Origin of the sequence: Streptomyces sp. NPDC046900, assembly GCF_040644975.1 — a bacterium.
Lineage (GTDB): Bacteria > Actinomycetota > Actinomycetes > Streptomycetales > Streptomycetaceae > Streptomyces.
The window spans coordinates 215,130-232,974 of sequence record NZ_JBEYXD010000003.1; the positions used below are offsets into that span (position 1 = coordinate 215,130).

A 17,845-nucleotide genomic window follows, 5' to 3' on the forward strand; every position below is an offset into this window, starting at 1 on the left:
GGCGTACGGCGTGCGGGAGTTCATCGTCGAGGCCGACGGCGGGTCCCGGGGCAACCCGGGGCCCGCGGGCTACGGCAGCGTGGTGCGTGACGCGGCGACCGGCCGAACGCTGGCGGAACGGGCCGAGTTCATCGGCACCGCCACCAACAACGTCGCCGAGTACCGGGGACTGCTGGCCGGGCTGCGTGCGGCCCGCGAACTGGACCCGGACGCACGGGTGTCGGTCCGCATGGACTCCAAGCTGGTCGTGGAGCAGATGTCCGGCCGCTGGAAGATCAAGCACCCGGACATGAGACCGCTGGCGATGCAGGCGGCCGCCGTCTTCCCCGCCGGGCAGGTCACGTACGAGTGGATCCCGCGCGAACGCAACAAGCACGCGGACCGTCTGGCCAACGAGGCGATGGACGCGGGGAAGCGGGGCGAGCAGTGGGACGCGTCCCGGTCCACCGCGGACCTGGACGTGAACGGTGTGACGGCGCCTGATCCGGTGGGGCCGCCGGCTGATGCGAGCGCCGGCGCTGCGCGGGCGCGGGCGGCCCTGGCGGCCTCGGCCGCTTCGTCCTCCGGCGTCCGTTCACCGGACCGGCGGCAGGAGGGCGCGGCCGCGAGCGCCGGGCCCGGCCGGGCGGAGCGGGCCGACGCCGACGTCCGGGCCGCCCGTAACGTCGCCTCGGCCCCGCCCGACCTCGGCACCCCCACCACCTTCGTGCTGCTGCGCCACGGCGAGACGGCCCTCACCCCGCTCAAGCGGTTCTCCGGCAGCGGCGGCAGCGACCCGGCGCTCTCCGAGGTCGGACGCCGCCAGGCCGAACTCGTGGCCGGAGCGCTCGCCGCACGCGGGACCATCGAGGCCGTCGTCTCCTCGCCGCTCGCGCGCTGCCGTGAAACGGCCGGGATCGCCGCCGCCCGCCTGGGACTCGACGTCAGCGTGGAGGAGGAGCTGCGCGAGACGGACTTCGGGGCCTGGGAGGGTCTCACGTTCGGCGAGGTGCGCGAGCGGTACCCCGACGACATGAACGCCTGGCTGAGCGATCCGGAGGCCGAACCCAGCGGCGGCGGCGAGAGCTTCGAGGGGGTCGCCCGCCGGGTCGCCGCCGCACGGGACAAGCTGCTCGCCTCCCACGCGGGCCGCACGGTCCTGCTCGTCTCGCACGTCACGCCCATCAAGACCCTCGTCCGCCTCGCTCTCGGCGCACCTCCCGAGGCACTGTTCCGCATGGAACTGTCGGCGGCGTCGCTGACCGCGGTGGCGTACTACGGCGACGGCAACGCCAGTCTCCGCCTCCTCAACGACACGTCCCCTCTGCGCTGATCGGGCGGCGCAGCCCCGCCGCCTCCCGCGCCAGCCGCTCGACGCGGGCCCAGTCCTTCGCCGCGACCGCGTCCCCGGGCAGCATCCATGTCCCCCCCACACAACCGACGTTGGGCAGTGCCAGATACTCGGGGGCGTTCGCCGGGCCGATGCCGCCCGTGGGGCAGAAACGGGCCTGCGGGAGCGGTCCGGCGAGCGACTTGAGATACGCCGTACCGCCGGCCGCCTGCGCCGGGAAGAACTTCATCTCCCGTACGCCTCGCTCCAGCAGGGCCACGACCTCCGACGTCGTCGACACGCCCGGCAGGAACGGCACCCCGGACGCCCGCATCGCCGCCAGCAGCGTGTCCGTCCAGCCGGGGCTGACCAGGAAGCGTGCGCCCGCCGCCACGCAGTCGTCCACCTGCCCGGGGCTGATCACCGTGCCCGCCCCGACCACCGCGTCCGTGACCTCGGCCCTGATCGCACGGATCGCGTCGAGCGCGGCCGGGGTGCGCAGCGTCACCTCGATCGCGGGCAGCCCGCCCGCCACGAGCGCCCGCGCCAGGGGCACGGCATCGGCCGCCTCGTCCAGAACGACCACGGGGACGACGGGCGCGAGATCGAGGACCGGAACGGCGGACGGCGACGAGGGCAGTGGCGAGGTCATGGCCGTATCCTGCCCAGCGAAAACAGCATGCGCAAAGGTCATTGCACATGCTGCAATGCCTCCGGGTGTCAGTGGATCTCCGTCACCACCACGTCCAGGGACCACGCCTTCCCCGGTCCGGCGGGCGCCTCGGCCTCCACCACATAGCCGAGGTCTCTCAGCGCCTCCACAAGCGCCGCCGGGTGCTTGGGCGCGGCTCCGGCCGTGAGCAGGGCGCGGACGATGCGCCCCTTCGTCGCCTTGTTGAAGTGGCTGACGACCGAGCGCTTCTCCACGCCGTCCACCATCTGGGAGTGCAGTACCCGCACGGTCGCCGTCCGCCCGGCGACGACGCCTTTCGGCCGCCATGCGGGCGTGTACGCGGAGGAGCGCAGGTCGAGCACCAGTCCGTCGCCCGCCACTTCGGGCAGGACGGTGGCCATCGGCGTGCGCCAGTGGGAGGCGAGCGCCCCGAGTCCGGGCAGCTTCGCTCCCATCGAGCAGCGGTACGAGGGGATGCGGTCGGTCACACGGACCGCGCCCCACAGGCCGGAGAAGACCAGGAGCGACGCGGACGCACGCCGCTTCGCCGCCGTGTCCAGCGAGGACAGATCCAGTGCGTCGTACAGCACACCGGTGTAGATCTGCCCCGCGGGCCGCGCTCCCGCGGTCCGCAGCCCGGTGTTCTTCGCGACCTCCCCGCGCAGGCCCTCACTGAGTCCGAGCACCTCGCTCGCCTTGTCCTCGTCGCCCGCGCACAGCTCCACCAGCTCGGCCAGGACGGCCTCCCGCGCGGCGGTCAGCCCCGGCAGCGACAGCGACCCGAGGTCCAGCGGGGCACCGCGACCGGAGGACGCCTTGCCTTCGGAGGGCGGGAGCAGGACGAGCACGGATTCTCCTCAGGAGCGAGTGGTGGGGCGTTCGTCAGGTTACGGGGTCCCCCTGGGGCCGTGCCGATCGCGCCTGCGTGAGCGCCCGTACGACGCGGTCGGCGTCGTCGGCGTGGAAGCGGACGACGCGGACCGGGCGGCTGTGGCCGAAAAAGGTGAGGTGGGCGACCGGCTCGGTCAGTTCGAGCGTGATGGAGGTCTGGGAGCCGACCGGGAGGTCCAGTTCGCCCTCGCGGCGTTCGTGCACGGTGCGCAGTTCGCGGCGCACGGTCCCGATGCGCTCCAGCGGGATGCGCAGATCGACGTGGGCGGCCCGGCGGACGCGCAGACATGTGCGGTCGAGTACGTGCGGGCGCACCATGTGGGCCGCGTACAGGGCGACGACGAAGACGACGGTGTAGACGTCCAGGAACAGCACCACCCGGTGCAGCAACGGCCGGCCGCGCAGCAGCACGGACGTGGTGAAGGTCTCCACCACGCACACGAACGCGAACCCGGACAGCACCGCGCCCTGTCCCCGTGCGTATCCGAAGGCCTGTCCGCCGGCCGTCCCGTGGGTCCGGCGCGTGGCCCACAGCGCCAGGCTCGCGAGGAGCCGCATCTCGTGCCGCACCAGGACGCACACCGTTCTCATCGCCGGCCCCGCAGGTGCATCCGCAGCGCGCGGCGGACGGCTTCCGCCTGGGCCGGTGACATGTCCGCGTAGAGCGCATGCAGGAAGGCGTGGTCGTCGTCGATGCCCTCCTCGGGCACCAGACCGTCCGGCAGGCACGCTTCGACCGCCCGGGCGGCCTCCTCGACCCGCGGATCGTCCACGTCGGCGTCCACGAGCGCGTCGAGCAGCGCATAGACGTCCTGCGCCTGTTCCACGGCGGCCGGGTCCCCGAACGCCTCGCCCAGTGCGGCCGCCAGCCGCTTCCGCTCCTCGGGTCCGGCCGCGGTCTCGATCAGTGCCAGCACCTCGCGGTCCTTGGCGGCCATGGGGGAATCGAGGAAGCGCTCCATCCCGGCGAACAGGGCGGCGAGCTCGGGGGAGACGGGGTCCTCGCCCGGCCGGCCCCGCTCCAGCAGCAGGCGCAGCCGGGCCCGGCGCTCACGGATCGCCGCCTCCTGCCGCGCCAGGTCCTCGTCCAGCTCCGCGAGCACCTCGGCGAGGTCGCGCCCCTCGTCGTCCGCGAGCACGTCCCGCACCTCGGCGAGACCGAGGCCCAGCTCGGCCAGCCGCCGTATCCGGGCGAGGACCACGGCATGCCGCAGTCCGTAGTCCCGATAGCCGTTGGGGCGCCGGTCAGGTTCGGGCAGGAGCCCGAGATGATGGTAGTGGCGCACGGTCCGTGTGGTGACGCCGACGGCCGCGGCCAGTTCTCCGATCCGCATGGCACCAGTACAAACGCTGACGTCGCGGCAGGGTCAAGCGAGGACCTCGCCGCCTCCGACGTGCCCGGATGTCCCTGACGGTGGCCGTGATCGTGTGCCACGATCGAGGGAACGGTTCCCGAGCTCACGGACAGTTGATCTTCCGATGTCCCAGTCTGGCGAGCGACCGGAGGAGGGGGTGACGTGACTGCCATGGCCCATGAGCCGCTTACGCAGGCAGAGGTCCTGCTGGAGGGGTTTCTCGCTCTGGACACCCCGGAGGGTTTCAGGGCTGAGCTGATCGAGGGGGAGATCGTTGTGACCCCGCCGCCGGACGGGGATCACGAGGACTACATCGAGTCGATCGTGATGCAGATGTAGAGGCGGTCCCGGACCGACATGCAGTTCTCCGGGAACAAGGGGCTGAAGCCGAAGAACGAGGGTGGAGCCCCGAAAGACCACATCATCCCGGACGGCACATTCGCCCCCAGGGATATGCGCCTCTACCGGAGCGCCGACCCCTGGATGCCCTGCGAGGGAGTCGCCATGGTGCTGGAGGTGTCGTCGACCAAGCCCAGGACCGACCGCGAGGTCAAACGCCGCTGCTACGCCCGCGGCGGCATCCCCCTCTACTTGCTGGTCGACTCTACTTGCTGGTCGACCGCGAAGCCTCTTCGATCGCCTTGTTCAGCGAACCCGAGAAGGACGACTACCGCCAGCACCGCACGTTCCCCTTCGGCAAGTCGCTGACCCTCCCCGAGCCGTTCGCCTTCGAACTGGACACGACCGACTTCCTCTGAGCTTCTCGGCGGTATGGAAACGGGCGCTGAAGGCGTTGCACCCCCAGATGAGGGGGGTGCAGGGTGAGCGCACGTGAACAGGCCCATTGGACCAGGGCACATCTCGGCCGCTGCGGGCCGTCGCTTGACCTGCTCACCGCCCGCTTCGACCAGCACCGCTACGCCCCGCACGCCCACGACGAGTACACGATCGGCGTCTGCACCGGCGGCTCCGAGGTCATCGACTACCGCGGCGGCCACATCCGCACCGGACCGGGCACGATCGTCGTCCTCGACCCCGGTGAGATGCACACCGGTGCACCCGCCACCGCCACCGACGGCTACGCCTACCGCGCCCTGTACGCGGAGCCGTCGCTGCTCGCCGACGGCATCCTGGGCGGCCTCCCGCACTTCCGCGAACCCGTCGTCGACGACCCAGAACTCGTCGCCGCGCTGCGTGCCACCCACACCGAACTGAGCGTCTGTCCTGACCCGTTGGAGGCCGAGTCGCGCCTGCCCTGGCTGCTCACGGCGCTCGCCCGGCGCCACTCCACGGCCCGCGCGCTCGACGACGCGATCCCCGGCGCGGCCTCCATCGCCCACGTCGTACGGGACCGTCTCGCCGACGAACTCGTCACCCCGCCCTCCCTCGCCGACCTCGCCGCCGGGCTCGGCCTGTCCCGCTACCAGTTGCTCCGTGCCTTCCGCACGACCATGGGAGTGCCTCCGTACGCCTGGCTCGCCCAGCACCGGGTGAACCGGGCCAGGACCCTGCTGGAGGCCGGCCTGCGCCCTGCCGAGGTGGCCGCCCTCGTCGGCTTCGCCGACCAGGCGCATCTGACGCGCTGGTTCCGGCGGGTGCTCGGGGTGACCCCGGCGGCGTACCGCACGAGCGTGTCCGTGACGGTGTACCGCAACAGCGTTCAAGACGCGGGGTGAGCAGACGCCGACACTGCCGGTATGACTGCACGCGGCTGGTTCCTGTTCTCCCTGATGGGAGTGATCTGGGGCGTCCCCTACCTGATGATCAAGGTGGCGGTGGACGCCGTGTCCCCGTCCATGGTGGTGTTCACGCGCTGTGCGCTGGGTGCCCTGCTCCTGCTGCCCTTCGCGGTGCGCCAAGGGGGCCTGATCCGGACCGTACGGGTGCACTGGGCACCGATGCTGGCCTTCGCGTGCATCGAGATCATCGGCCCCTGGTTCACCCTCACCGACGCCGAGCGCCATCTGTCCAGCTCCACCGCCGGCCTGCTCATCGCGGGCGTTCCGATCGTCGGCGTGGTCATGGCCCGCTTCTTCGGCGCCACCGAACGGCTCGGCGCACGGCGGATCGTCGGGCTCGCGCTCGGCCTCGGGGGCGTGGCGGTCCTCACGATCCCGCATCTGACCGGCGGCGACGCGCGCTCCCTGGCCGAAGTGCTGGTGACCGTGCTCGGCTACGCCACGGCGCCGCTGATAGCCGCCCGGTACATGAAGGACGTGCCCTCGCTCCACCTCACGGCGCCCTGCCTGACCCTCGCGGCACTGGTGTACGCCCCGGCCGCCGCGGCCACCTGGCCGAGCACCGTGCCGTCCGCGCAAGTGCTGGCCGCGCTCGCCGGACTGGGCGTCATCTGCACCGCCGTCGCCTTCGTGGCCTTCCTGGAGCTGATCAAGGAGGTGGGCCCGACCCGCTCGACGGTCATCACGTACGTCAATCCGGCGGTCGCGGTCGGGGCGGGCGCGATCTTCCTGGACGAGCGGCTGACGGCGGGCATCGTCGTCGCCTTCGCGTTGATCCTCGCCGGCTCGGTGCTGGCGACGGCCGCGGCACCCAAGCGCTCGGCACGCCCGGTACCATGGTCGATACGGCAGACGAGCCGGGCGGACGGCCGCGTGGAGTCCCCCTAGGGGGTTCCCCGAGGAACGTCCGGGCTCCACAGGGCAAGGTGGTGGCTAACGGCCACCCGGGGTGACCCGCGGGACAGTGCCACAGAAAGCAAACCGCCGGGACCGTATGCGTACGGCCCCGGTAAGGGTGAAACGGTGGTGTAAGAGACCACCAGTGCCCAGGGTGACCTGGGCAGCTCGGTAAACCCCACCCGGAGCAAGGTCAAAAGGGGGCACCCCTCCGAAAGAAGGGGCGTTCCTGCGCGGACGTTCGAGGGCTGCCCGCCCGAGTCCGCGGGTAGACCGCACGAGGCCGGCGGCAACGCCGGTCCTAGATGGATGGCCGTCACCCTGAGGGCCGCGAGGACCTCGGGGGACAGAACCCGGCGTACAGCCCGACTCGTCTGCCGTCTGGGCTTTGACCCGGGCTTATGGTCTGGTCGGGGCCCTTTACCGTGTCCGGGCAGTGCCCGCTTCGGCCTGCGAGTTCCCGGGGCGTTCCCGCGCGAGTGTGCACACGTTGTGCACTCGCGTACCTCTCCGGGGAGGCGTCCAGCGGTGTGCGCTGCAGCCGAAGGCCGTCGGCCTGAGCGTCGAGCGTGAGAACACGCTGTGCGTGGTGAGTGAGCTCGTGGGCGGGGTGGTGAGGCTGACGTTCCGGCCTCGGACGTCCCAGGGACGGCCCGGCCGTGGACGTGGCCGGGCGTCTGCTCAACCGTGTGAGGGTGCGGAGTCCAGGTCGGCCCAGATGACTTTGCCGCCCGATTCCGGGCGGGTGCCCCATCTGCGGGACAGCTGGGTGACCAGGAAGAGTCCGCGGCCGTTTTCGTCGATGGCGCGTGCGTGACTCAGACGCGGGAAGCTGGCGTCGGTGTCGAACACTTCGCAGGTCAGGACTTGATGCTGGATCAGACGCAGTCCGATCGGGCCGGTGCTGTGGCGGACGGCGTTGGTGACCAGTTCACTGACGATCAGTTGCGTCGGGTCCTGGAGACCTTCCAGGCCCCATTCGGTCAGCTGACGGGCCGCCATGTGCCGGGCGCTGCGGACAGCGGTTTGGTCGTTCGGAAGCGTCCAGGAGGCGACCTGGGCGGGATTGAGGGAGCGGGTCCGCACCAGGAGCAGGGTGACGTCGTCGGACGGTGCCTGACGCGGGCGGGTCTGCGTCGCTCGGGCGCACAGGTCTTCCAGGCAGCGATCCGGTTGGGCCAGGGCGGTGGCCAGGCGGCGCATTCCCACGTCGATGTCGTGGTCGCGGGTTTCGATCAGGCCGTCGGTGTAGAGGGCGAGGAGACTTCCCTCGGTCAGTGCCAGCTCCACGGCCTCGAAGGGAACCCCCAGCCCGATGCCGAGTGGGCTTCCGGTGGGCAGGTCGGGGAAGGTGACCTGGCCCTGCGGGTCGATGATCACGGGCGGGGGGTGCCCGGCCCGTGCCATGGTGCACTTTCGGGTGACCGGGTCGTAGACGGCGTACAGGCAGGTGGCGCCTACAACCGTGGGGGTCTGGTCCGCGGCGTTGGCGTCTTCCTCGGCCAGTCGCTGGAACGTGCCGTCGAGACGGGCCAGCAGTTCGTCGGGGGGCATCTCCAGGTCGGCGAGCGTGCGTACGGCGGTGCGGAGCCTGCCCATGGTCGCGGCGGCGTTGATGCCGTGTCCGACGACATCGCCGACGACGAGGGCCACCCGGGCGCCGGACAGCGGGATCACATCGAACCAGTCACCTCCGACGCCGGCTTCCGTGTCGGCCGGCAGGTAGCGCCAGGCCGCCTCGACCGCCGCGCCGCCCATCAAACGGTGGGGGAGCAGGTTGCGTTGGAGTGCGAGGGCCGCGGTGCGTTCGCGCGTGTATCGGCGGGCGTTGTCCAAGGCCAGCGCGGCCCGGGTGACGAGCTCCTCGGCGAGGAGCAGGTCATCCTCGTGAAAGGGGACGGGGTCCTCGGTGCGGAGGAACAGCGCGATACCCAGGACGGCGCGTCGCGCAATGATGGGCACGATCATCAGGGAATGCGTCCCGTTCTCACGGATCTTTTGCGCCCGCGCCGGGTCGTGGTCGATCCATGCCCCAGGAGAGGTGTCCAGCACCGGTTCCAGGTAGGACCTCCCTGTGCGCAGAACGCCGGCGTGCGGCAAGGTTGCGGGGACGAAAACCGTCTCCCCTCGCGCAAAGGACGACTCCGGGACTCCTGGGTGGATCGAGGCCTGACCGGCACGGAGGAATACGGGAGGGCGATCGCTCATGTCGATGGGGGTCGGGGGCTCTTCGCCGAACGGGATGGACTCCGCCAGTTCGACGTAGGCGAAGTCGGCCAGCACGGGCACGGCAAGGTCGGCCAGTTCCTGCCCGGTCTGCATGACGTCCAGGGTGCTGCCGATACGCGTGCGGGCCTGGCTGAGGATGGCAAAGCGCTCGCGCGTCCGCTGATTGCCGGTGACATCCACGCTGATGGCGCACACCGCCACTGTCTTGCCGTCCGCGTCCTGGAGGCAGGAGTACGAGACCGAGAACACATGCTCCCGGCGCGGATCTTCCGTCGGCCACGCCCGGTGCTCGTGGACCGCGGTGGTGCCGTTCCGCAGCGCCTGCTGCATCGCCGCTTCGAGGGCTTCGGCCTCGAAGCCGGGCAGGCACTCGGTGAGTCGCCGGCCGAGCCGCCGGTCGAGGGAGATGCCGTCGTGGCTCTCCATCGTGTCGTTCGCCCAGACGCAACGCAGCTGCGGGTCACGAACGACGATGCCGATCGGCGCGTGGGTGCGGAGCGACTCCCGCACCGTTCCGTTTATCGCTTCCTGGGAGAGAGTGCCGACGTCGGTGACGGACACAAGCCACCGGAATGTTCCGTCCTGCCCCTTCAACGTCGAGATCCGATGGGCGATGTCGAGCATGCGGCCGTCGCGGTGGCGCACCGTGATCATGCCCGACCAGTCATTTTGGGCACGCCACTGCTCGATGAACGCCGATATCGTCGGCGTTTCCTCGGAAGACGGCAGCACGAGTGTGGCGGACCGGCCCACCACGTCCCCGGCGGAGTACCCGAGAATCCGCTCGGCGGCCTGCGTCAATGCGACCACCGTCCCACTCTCGTCGAGCATCGCGACCGCCGACTCGGATATCTCGCGCGTGTTCAATCGTTTGCCAAGGGTCATCCTGTCCGTGTTGGTCATCGAGCTGTCCTCCTCACGCAGGTGGCTGTCGTTCTCACGCAGGTCGGCTGCGGCGGCCGGGACCATGGCGGGGTGGACGGCTGGAGCCGCATGTGTCCCGGCAGGATGTGGACGACCTCGGCCGGGTCCTGGCCTCGCAGTGCCGTGATCCGCAGGCTGATGTCGATCAGGTGACCGCCGCGGTGGCGTACAGACGTCGCGCCCGGCCGGCCGTTCTCGGCGAGGCAGCGCTCGACGAACCCTGAGGTGGTGGCTGCTGCCTCGAAGGACGGCACCACCAGGGCGGCAGAACGGCCCATGATGTCCCCGGCACCATGACCGACGAGCCGCTGGGCAGCCTGCGTCCATCCGACAACCGTGCCCAGTTCGTCGAGCAGCGCGAATGCTGTGCCGGACATGCCGAGGCCGTTGACCTCGCTACCGAGAGTCACCTTTGTGATGTTTTCTGTCAACATTGGGATGTTGTCCTTGCGCAGCCGGGGGAAGAGAGGCCCCATTTCAACCCTTTCGGTCGAATGTCAAACCAGCCCTCCACTTTGTGACAGCTCCGCAAATCAAACCGAAAGTCACTGAACGATTGGGCTCGGTATCGGGCCGTGAGTGGAGACGCCATTAGGCACGGCTGGGACACAGCACCCCTGGGTGCTGGATTCGCGTGGGTGCCAGCGTTCGACGGCGTTGACTGGAACAAGATCCACCAGTACGAGCGCACGTGGTCCAGGTGAAGGTGACCTGAGTCAACCGCTGGAGGGGAGCGGGACACCTGCCCATCTCGGCGAGCGCCCCACTGTGCCCACTAATAGCATGGTGATCACGAGTTGGAGGCCACTCATGCGCACGCGTGAAAAAGCAGACTCCCTTGAGCAGGCAACACGGGATTTCATGGCGGCGCGTCCCCGACTGTTCGGCATCGCCTACCGCGTGCTTGGCAGTGCCGCGGAAGCCGAGGACATCGTCCAGGAGGCATGGCTGCGGTGGCAGACCATCGACCATGCCGACATCCAGAAGCCGGCGGCGTTCCTGACCACGATCACCACCCGCCTGTCAATCAACCATGCCAAGTCCGCCAGGATGCAGCGCGAGTCCTACATCGGGCCTTGGCTTCCGGAGCCGATCGATACGAGCGCGGATCCGCAGTTGGGGGCGGAACGGGCAGAGGTACTCGACATGGCGGTTCTTTTCCTTCTGGAGAAGTTGAACCCCGTGGAACGTGCTGCTTACGTGCTGAGGGAAGCCTTTATCTACCCGTACAAACAGATCGCGGATATCTTGGAGACGAGCGAAGCCAATACGCGCCAGTTGGTAAGCCGTGCCCGGAAGCACCTGACAGCGGAACGCAAAGAGCCGGTCAGCTCTACCGCTCACCGCCGTCTGCTGAGGGCGTTCGTCGAAGCGGCGCAAACCGGCAATCTGGCGGCCCTGGAGAAGCTTCTCGCCGCCGACGTGGTCAGCTACGCCGACGGTGCAGGGAAGCGCGGGGCATCCAAGATTCCGATCGTCGGCCGCCCACATGTCTCCAAGACCCTTGTCGCATACTCCCCGCGCTTCTGGCCCGAGACAGATATCCGCTGGGTAGAGGCAAACGGCAGGCCAGCTGCCCTCGTGATGCGCCACGGTGACGCGGTGGCTCTTGTGACCGCTGATGTGTCGGAACGCGGCATCGAACGCATCATGTGGGTCGTGAGCCCTGCCAAGCTGGCTTCCTACGTGGCATCTCTGGACAGTTGAGCCAGTCGGGAACTTGGACCTGGGTGGGCCAAAGCGGCGCGCATAGCGTTCTGAGGCTTGAAGACCACTGCCTTGTAAGTTCGATCCCTCCTCGATACTGCCGGGGAGCCTCCCGGCCACATTGGCCATGCCAGACCGCCTAGGAGTGTTGGCGTCCGGCGCCCTTGATGTCACTCGTGGATGTCAGGACGGTGCAGCCGTTTGCGCTCGCTGGCACGATGGTCTCGTGGTCGACCTGGCGCGCAACGCAGCAGAGATCATGGCGCACTACCGGGCACTCGATGAGGGCGCCACCGTATGGCACCACTTTCGCCATGCTGATGAGGAAGGCGGCCTCTGGTACGTCGAGGCCGTGCCGGACCGCGGCGAGTTGATTGTCATCAAGCAAGCCGAGCTGACTTCGGCCGGCCATGCTGATCGGCCGATTCGGCGGCTCGACGGACGAGTTGCGCTTGCGCGACCAGCACGGGGTGCGCCTGGCCGTCGACTCCGGCGACAAGGCGGTCATCGGAGCCGTCCGCGAGGCAGTCGAGACAGCCGATGCCCGACCGGGCGGTGCTTCGCTCAAAGCGAGCAGGCATGCTCGAGCCCGCCTGGGCCGGGAACCCTGGTCATCCGCGCCCGAGGTCGGGCATGCGTTCGCCGGGTTCTTGGCCATGGGCGCGGCAACACTCGCGTCCGGGCTGGGCAGTTACCAGCTCGCCTGCCTGCTGGCGGGCGTCGGCGCCTGGTGAGCCGAATCGATGACGCGGTCAAGCGCCGCTGCGTCCCTGGAGCACCAGTTTGGAAGACGCCGTATGCGGATGGCGGCTGACCTGGCAAGTCCCTGACCTGGGTCGGAGCGCGATCGGCACCGTTGTTCCTCGTGAGTTCCCGTTGCGCCCCGCCGGACCGCGCACGCAACGGGCACGCAGGGCACAGCCGATCCTCTGCTTTTCAGGCGAGTTGATCGTTCGGCCAGATCATGATCCGGCCCGACAACGACCGACATCGACGCCCCGTGACATACCGCTGCGTACGCTGACGTCCGTTGTCGTTGCCGTCAGACTGCCGTCAGGGGGGTCGGCCAGGGGTGGTGTGGGGCACAGCTACCTTCTGACCGTAGCTCTATGTGGATCGGTCGGAGACGGTCATACCGGTTGCGCTATGGCCCTGAAGGGCGCTGCTGGTCGTGGTCGGTTGCTGTGCTTCCCTGCTGTACAGCACGGTCTTCAATTCGAGCGTTCATCGCCCGCGTCCCGCAAGCGGCCTCCGGTGCGGCCAGGACCGACAGGATCCGCTGGTAATGCGGCGCGAGCGCCTCCGCACCGAAGCCCTCGACGCGATGGGGCACGTCGACCCCGTCACCGCAGCGGCCCGAACCTGTCCTGTCGTCTCGGTGACCGGCTCGGCTCATACGGTCTACTCAGTGCCGCGGCCAGCGGCTCAGAGCTTGTTGAACTGGTGCTGCCGGAGACCGTACTGCTGCGCTATGGGGTTCCACAGGGCGGCAGCCTTCTTCTTGGCGAGGGTCGCCTGCCCGCTGGCCGCGTTGCCCTGGTCGGTCTGCTCGGTTTTCGTCGCGTGGCCGTTATGGCAGCCCTTGGCGCCGGCCGCCTGGTCGGCCCAGGCGGCGTAGTGGTTGTCGGCGGCGGCGGACGCCTTCCAGGCCGTGGTGAGCTGGGCCACCAGGTCGCCGTGGTTGGGTAGTTTGTCGAAGGTGAGCTGGGAGAGCTTGGTGACCAGGTCGTCGCGCCGACTTGCGGCGGTGCGCAGGTCGGTCGCCGAACCAGCCAGGTTGCTGCACTGTTTGATGGAGGCGACCGCGTCGATCACCGCCGTGCGGCTGCTGTTGCTCGACTGCAGCAGCGCGTCGAGCGACTTCGCCTGGGCCTGCGCGGTGTCCGTCCCGGACTGGCCGCTGCCCGAGGCGGCGGAGGTGTTGGCGGCCGGCTGCTGGTCGTTGCCGTTGTTGCCGCCGACGTCCAGCGCGGTGCCCACGACTATGCCGATCAGAGCGAGACCGGCCACGATGCCGATGAGCGCACCCAGCGACAGACGCCGACCTGCGGCGCGAGCCGGATCAGGGTACCCGGAGTCGAAGCCGGCGCCGCCCGGGCGGCCGCCGTCGTCGCTGTAGCCAGACTGTTGCGGGGGCTGCTGGGCAAACGCGGGACGCGACTGCTGCAGCGCCGGCAGGGCGGTGGTCGGTGCGCTGTCCGTGTATCCGCCGTACCCGTATCCGACGACGCCGAGCGCGGCCGTCGCGGCGACCGGCTGTCCGTCAAGGTGCGCCTCGATGTCCGCGCGCATCTCGTCGGCGGACTGGTAGCGGTAGCCAGGGTCCTTGGCCAGCGCCTTCAGGACGATCGCGTCCACCTCGGGTGGGATCTCAGGGCGGAAGACGCTCGGCGGTTGCGGGGCCTCGCGTACGTGCTGGTAGGCGACGGCGACCGGGGAGTCGCCGATGAAGGGCGGCCGAACGGTGAGCAGTTCGTAGAGCAGGCAGCCGGTGGAGTACAGGTCGGAGCGGGCATCAACGGTCTCGCCCATCGCCTGTTCCGGCGAGAGGTACTGCGCCGTGCCGATCACTGCGGCCGTCTGCGTCATCGTCATGCCGGAGCCCATCGCGCGCGCGATGCCGAAGTCCATCACCTTCACCTGGCCGGTGCGGGTGAGCATCACGTTGGCGGGCTTGATGTCCCGGTGGACGATGCCGTTGCGGTGCGAGTACTCCAGCGCCTGGAGGACGCCGACGGTCATCTCCATGGCGCGCTCGGGCAGCAGCTCGCGACCGCTGTGCAGCAGCTCGCGCAGGGTCGAGCCGTCCACGTATTCCATGACGATGTACGGGATCAAGACGCCGTCGACGAAGTCCTCGCCGGTGTCGTGGACCGCGCAGATCGCGGGATGATTGAGCGAGGCGGCTGACTGGGCCTCCCTGCGGAACCGGGCCTGGGACGACGGATCGTGGGCGAGGTCCACCCGCAACGTCTTCACCGCGACGGTGCGGCCCAGGCGGATGTCATGGGCGAGATGGACCTCGGCCATACCGCCACGGCCGAGTATCGTGCCCACCTCGTACCGGCCGCCTTGGCGACGCGGCTCTTCCATAGTGAGTCCCCCTGCCTCTCCCCTTGTCGGAGCCTCCCGGAGCCCGAACCTCGACCACTGGGTTCGGGGAGGCGATGAAGCCCTCGCTAACCGCTTCGACGTGCGGTGACCACAACGGCGACTGCGCGATCTTAGCCCGGGATCCACCGTTCGGCGTGGTCCGACGTCGCTTTAGCCGCAGCTTGGGTTGCAGGCCGCGAAGTGCCTCGTAGAGGTCGCCGTTGGCGCTCCAGGAGGTGACGCTATGACGGGCCGTCTCAAAGGGCTGGTGGTCGCCACGTAGGTGGAGTCACCAGTCTGCGGCACCCGCTACGAGACGCCCACCGCCGAAGCAAGTACCTCTCGCACATGGCCGGGCGGACGACACCACCCTCCGCCGAAGTGGTGCGTCACCGGAAGAAACGAGGGTGGCGCCCTCGCCCCGAAGAGTACGACGGTCTCGTGACCGTCGGCGAAAGCCCGGCCTGCCGCGGTGCAGTGGCGGCTCCTGTTGCGCGCCGTCGTGACGGTTTGCAACGCCCTTTCCGCGACAGCGAACTCGGTGCCGTCCAAGGCCCCCGGGACCACCGTCCCGGGGCCTCGGTCCGGCTCACAGCGAGCGTCGCGTCACCCGTTCCAGGTGGGCCGTGAAGACCTCGCGGGCGTCCGGGGTCAGGGTGCGCAGGGCCACCAGGGCCGTGATCACCACGTCGCAGAGTTCCGCCTGGACGTCGTCCCAGTCGTGTGTGGTGCCCTTGCGCGGGTTCTGGCCCGTCGCCCCGATGACCGCCTGGGCGACCTCGCCGACCTCCTCCGACAGTTTCAGAATGCGCAGCAGCAGTCCCTCCGCGCCGTCGTGCGTCCGGTTCGCGTCCAGCCATGCGTGCAGCCGGTCGATCGACTTCCACAGGTCCGCGGAGGCGTGGTGCTCGCTCATGCACGCAGCCTGCCACGCGGCGGCTATTCCTCGAACAGCGCCTCCTGCTCGCCCTGCGCCTGCCGCAGCCGCTTGCTCCGCGCACACACCACCATCGCCGTGACCGCCGCCGTCACCACGAACGCCGCCGGGACCATCCAGTCGCGGTTGACGGCGTTGCCGAGCAGTTCGTCCAAAGAGAACCGGCCGGGGCCCGCGACCGCCAGGCTGGCCGCCGTCAGTCCGACGGACAGGGGGTACTCGTAGCCGCCGCTCTGGTTGAAGAACCCGTTCGGTGCGTGCACGGCCATCGCACCCGCCATTCCGCCTGCTGCCGCGGCACCCGCCGCCGGGGACGCGAGGCCGAGCGCCATCAGCGTGCCGCCGCCCGCCTCCGCGAGCCCCGAGGCCACCGCGTACACCTTGCCCGGCCGGTATCCCACGGACTCCATGAACTGGCCGGTGCCCTCGATCCCGCCACCGCCGAACCAGCCGAGCAGCTTCTGTGAGCCGTGTGCCGCGAGCATCCCGCCGATGCCCAGCCTGAGCAGGAGAAGTCCCACATCGCGTCGGTCGGAACAGGCCACGATCACTCCCGGGGCAGGCAACAGGAAAGGGTTTCCTCCGCAGCCCCACCGTCGCACCGCCGCCACCGCCCGGCCTGTCCACGGTGCCGTTCGGGTGGTAGGCCCGGGCGGCGAGGACGGGGCTCCGGTGGCGGGCGTCCGGCACCGGTGTGACCCTGGCAGCCATGACGATTCAGACAGCCAGACTCACCGACCCCGCGGTCCGGGCCTTCGTCTCGGCCGTCAACTCCCATGACCGCGACGGGTTCATGGCACTGCTCTCACCGGACGCCACCATGGCCGACGACGGCTCGGACCGGGTCCTCGCCGACTGGATCGACCGGGAGATCTTCTCCACCCACGGTCATATGGACGTCGACAGCGAGTCCAACGGCGGTCGCTCCCTCCTCGCCCGCTACAGCAACGACACCTGGGGCGAGATGCGCACCCGGTGGACCTTCGACGTGGACGACGACGGCAGGATCTCCCGCTTCGAGACCGGGCAGGCCTGATCGCGGCCGCAGGGCTCTTGCCTTGAAGTGCGCTCCAACTCCTAGCCTCACCGGGCATGGAGACCATCGAGCACACCAGGACGCTGGGCCGCAGCGGTATCGAGGTCAGCGCACTCGGGTTCGGGTGCTGGGCCATCGGCGGTGAGTGGAGCACTCCGGACGGGCAGCCCCTCGGCTGGGGCAAGGTCGACGACGAGGAATCCGTACGGGCGGTACGGCGGGCTCTCGACCTCGGCGTCACCTTCTTCGACACGGCCGACGCCTACGGCACCGGCCACAGCGAGCGCGTCCTCGCGCGTGCCCTCGGCAAGCGGCGCGACGACGTGGTCCTCGCCACCAAGTGGGGCAACGTCATCGACGAGGAGCGCCGGCTGCTCATCGGCAGCGACGACTCCCCGGCATACGCCCGGCGCGCGCTGACCGCCTCCCTGCGCCGGCTCGGCACGGACCACGTCGACCTCTACCAACTGCACCTGTCCGACGCCGACCCGGCACGGGCGGCCGAACTCCGAGACAGCTGCGAGGAGTTCGTCCGCGAGGGGCTTGTGCGTGCGTACGCCTGGAGCACCGACGACCCCGCGCGGGCCGCGGTCTTCGCCGAGGGTCCGCACTGCGCTGCCGTGCAGCATCGTCTCAACATCCTTCAGGACGCACCCGAACTCCTGGCGCTGTGCGAGGAGTCCGGCCTCGCGAGCATCAACCGCAGCCCTCTCGCCATGGGACTGCTCACCGGCAAGCACACCCCCGGACGCTCCCTCGCCCCCGGCGACATCCGCAACGCGCCGCCAGCCTGGCTGCCGGGCTTCTCCGAGGGCAAGGGCGCGGACGCCGAGTGGCTGCGCCGGGTGGAGGCCCTGCGGGACGTCCTCACCAGCGACGGCCGTACGCTCGCCCAGGGCGCCCTCGCCTGGATCTGGGCCCGCAGCCCGCGCACCGTCCCCATCCCGGGCTTCCGTTCGGTCGCCCAGGCCGAGGAGAACGCGGGCGCGATCGCGAAAGGGCCGCTCACCGCCGGGCAACTGGCCGAGGTCGACCGGGTACTCGGGCGGTGAGCG

Annotated in this window: 14 protein-coding genes, 1 other RNA gene and 3 pseudogenes; 9 read left to right on the forward strand and 9 right to left on the reverse strand. The window is 69.8% G+C overall.

Features of this window, described 5'->3' with window-relative positions:
- Positions 1-10 precede the first annotated feature (10 nt).
- Positions 11-1,312: a bifunctional RNase H/acid phosphatase gene (locus ABZ904_RS05090; RefSeq protein WP_359393311.1), complete on the forward strand. Its 1,302-nt coding sequence runs from the start codon at positions 11-13 to the stop codon at positions 1,310-1,312.
- Here the strand turns inward: ABZ904_RS05090 and eda are convergent.
- The 4 genes from eda to ABZ904_RS05110 form a co-directional block, all read right to left on the reverse strand.
- On the reverse strand, positions 1,287-1,961 hold the full coding sequence (eda, locus tag ABZ904_RS05095) for a bifunctional 4-hydroxy-2-oxoglutarate aldolase/2-dehydro-3-deoxy-phosphogluconate aldolase (RefSeq protein WP_359393313.1): 675 nt from the start codon (positions 1,959-1,961) through the stop codon (positions 1,287-1,289). The two genes, ABZ904_RS05090 and eda, sit on opposite strands and share 26 nt — an antisense overlap.
- A gap of 68 nt (positions 1,962-2,029) precedes the next feature.
- Positions 2,030-2,830, reverse strand: a complete 801-nt coding sequence (gene yaaA, locus ABZ904_RS05100; RefSeq protein WP_360988855.1) for a peroxide stress protein YaaA — start codon at positions 2,828-2,830, stop codon at positions 2,030-2,032.
- Positions 2,831-2,864: 34 nt separating this feature from the next.
- Positions 2,865-3,464: a hypothetical protein gene (locus ABZ904_RS05105; protein ID WP_361821207.1), complete on the reverse strand. Its 600-nt coding sequence runs from the start codon at positions 3,462-3,464 to the stop codon at positions 2,865-2,867.
- On the reverse strand, positions 3,461-4,207 hold the full coding sequence (locus ABZ904_RS05110; RefSeq protein ID WP_359393319.1) for a MerR family transcriptional regulator: 747 nt from the start codon (positions 4,205-4,207) through the stop codon (positions 3,461-3,463). Before ABZ904_RS05110 ends, ABZ904_RS05105 begins: the two co-directional genes overlap by 4 nt.
- Before the next feature lie 192 nt (positions 4,208-4,399).
- Here ABZ904_RS05110 and ABZ904_RS05115 point away from each other — a divergent pair.
- The 4 genes and pseudogenes from ABZ904_RS05115 (at position 4,400) to rnpB (ending at position 7,241) form a co-directional block, all read left to right on the forward strand.
- Positions 4,400-4,986: pseudogene (locus ABZ904_RS05115) on the forward strand (Uma2 family endonuclease).
- 63 nt (positions 4,987-5,049) lie between these two features.
- Positions 5,050-5,904, forward strand: coding sequence for an AraC family transcriptional regulator (locus tag ABZ904_RS05120; RefSeq protein ID WP_359393321.1), 855 nt, complete (start codon positions 5,050-5,052; stop codon positions 5,902-5,904).
- An 84-nt stretch (positions 5,905-5,988) separates the two neighbouring features.
- Positions 5,989-6,705 (forward strand): annotated as a pseudogene (locus ABZ904_RS05125) (DMT family transporter); the annotation flags it as partial.
- A 115-nt stretch (positions 6,706-6,820) separates the two neighbouring features.
- An RNA gene (rnpB, locus tag ABZ904_RS05130) (RNase P RNA component class A) lies at positions 6,821-7,241 on the forward strand.
- A gap of 304 nt (positions 7,242-7,545) precedes the next feature.
- On the opposite strand, the gene ABZ904_RS05135 is transcribed toward rnpB, so the two are convergent.
- Together ABZ904_RS05135 and ABZ904_RS05140 are read right to left on the reverse strand one after the other, a co-directional pair.
- Positions 7,546-9,996 carry a SpoIIE family protein phosphatase gene (locus ABZ904_RS05135; RefSeq protein ID WP_360988864.1) on the reverse strand — a complete coding sequence of 817 codons (2,451 nt, stop codon included), beginning with the start codon at positions 9,994-9,996 and terminating at the stop codon, positions 7,546-7,548.
- Complete coding sequence (locus ABZ904_RS05140; RefSeq protein WP_360988867.1) at positions 9,993-10,427, reverse strand: PAS domain-containing protein; 435 nt, start codon at positions 10,425-10,427, stop codon at positions 9,993-9,995. The genes ABZ904_RS05135 and ABZ904_RS05140 overlap by 4 nt, the downstream gene beginning before the upstream one ends.
- Positions 10,428-10,827: 400 nt before the next feature.
- Here ABZ904_RS05140 and ABZ904_RS05145 point away from each other — a divergent pair, with 400 nt between their 5' ends.
- Positions 10,828-11,724 carry an RNA polymerase sigma-70 factor gene (locus tag ABZ904_RS05145; RefSeq protein ID WP_359393327.1) on the forward strand — a complete coding sequence of 299 codons (897 nt, stop codon included), beginning with the start codon at positions 10,828-10,830 and terminating at the stop codon, positions 11,722-11,724.
- A gap of 410 nt (positions 11,725-12,134) precedes the next feature.
- A complete protein-coding gene (locus ABZ904_RS05150) occupies positions 12,135-12,458 on the forward strand; it encodes a hypothetical protein (protein ID WP_359393329.1) in 324 nt (107 codons plus the stop codon).
- Between the two features lie 1,117 nt (positions 12,459-13,575).
- Here ABZ904_RS05150 and pknB read toward each other — a convergent pair.
- The 3 genes and pseudogenes from pknB to ABZ904_RS05165 form a co-directional block, all read right to left on the reverse strand.
- Positions 13,576-14,817, reverse strand: a pseudogene (gene pknB / locus ABZ904_RS05155) (Stk1 family PASTA domain-containing Ser/Thr kinase); the annotation flags it as partial.
- Between the two features lie 589 nt (positions 14,818-15,406).
- The gene (locus ABZ904_RS05160; RefSeq protein WP_359393331.1) at positions 15,407-15,733 is read right to left on the reverse strand and encodes a MazG-like family protein; all 327 of its coding nucleotides are present in this window, start codon (positions 15,731-15,733) and stop codon (positions 15,407-15,409) included.
- 23 nt (positions 15,734-15,756) lie between these two features.
- Positions 15,757-16,299, reverse strand: coding sequence for a DoxX family protein (locus ABZ904_RS05165; RefSeq protein ID WP_359393334.1), 543 nt, complete (start codon positions 16,297-16,299; stop codon positions 15,757-15,759).
- A gap of 164 nt (positions 16,300-16,463) precedes the next feature.
- Between ABZ904_RS05165 and ABZ904_RS05170 the strand changes: the two genes are divergently transcribed.
- Positions 16,464-16,790, forward strand: coding sequence for a nuclear transport factor 2 family protein (locus ABZ904_RS05170; protein WP_359393336.1), 327 nt, complete (start codon positions 16,464-16,466; stop codon positions 16,788-16,790).
- Positions 16,791-16,846: 56 nt separating this feature from the next.
- Positions 16,847-17,842: an aldo/keto reductase gene (locus ABZ904_RS05175; protein ID WP_360988872.1), complete on the forward strand. Its 996-nt coding sequence runs from the start codon at positions 16,847-16,849 to the stop codon at positions 17,840-17,842.
- The last annotated feature ends 3 nt before the right edge of the window (positions 17,843-17,845 follow it).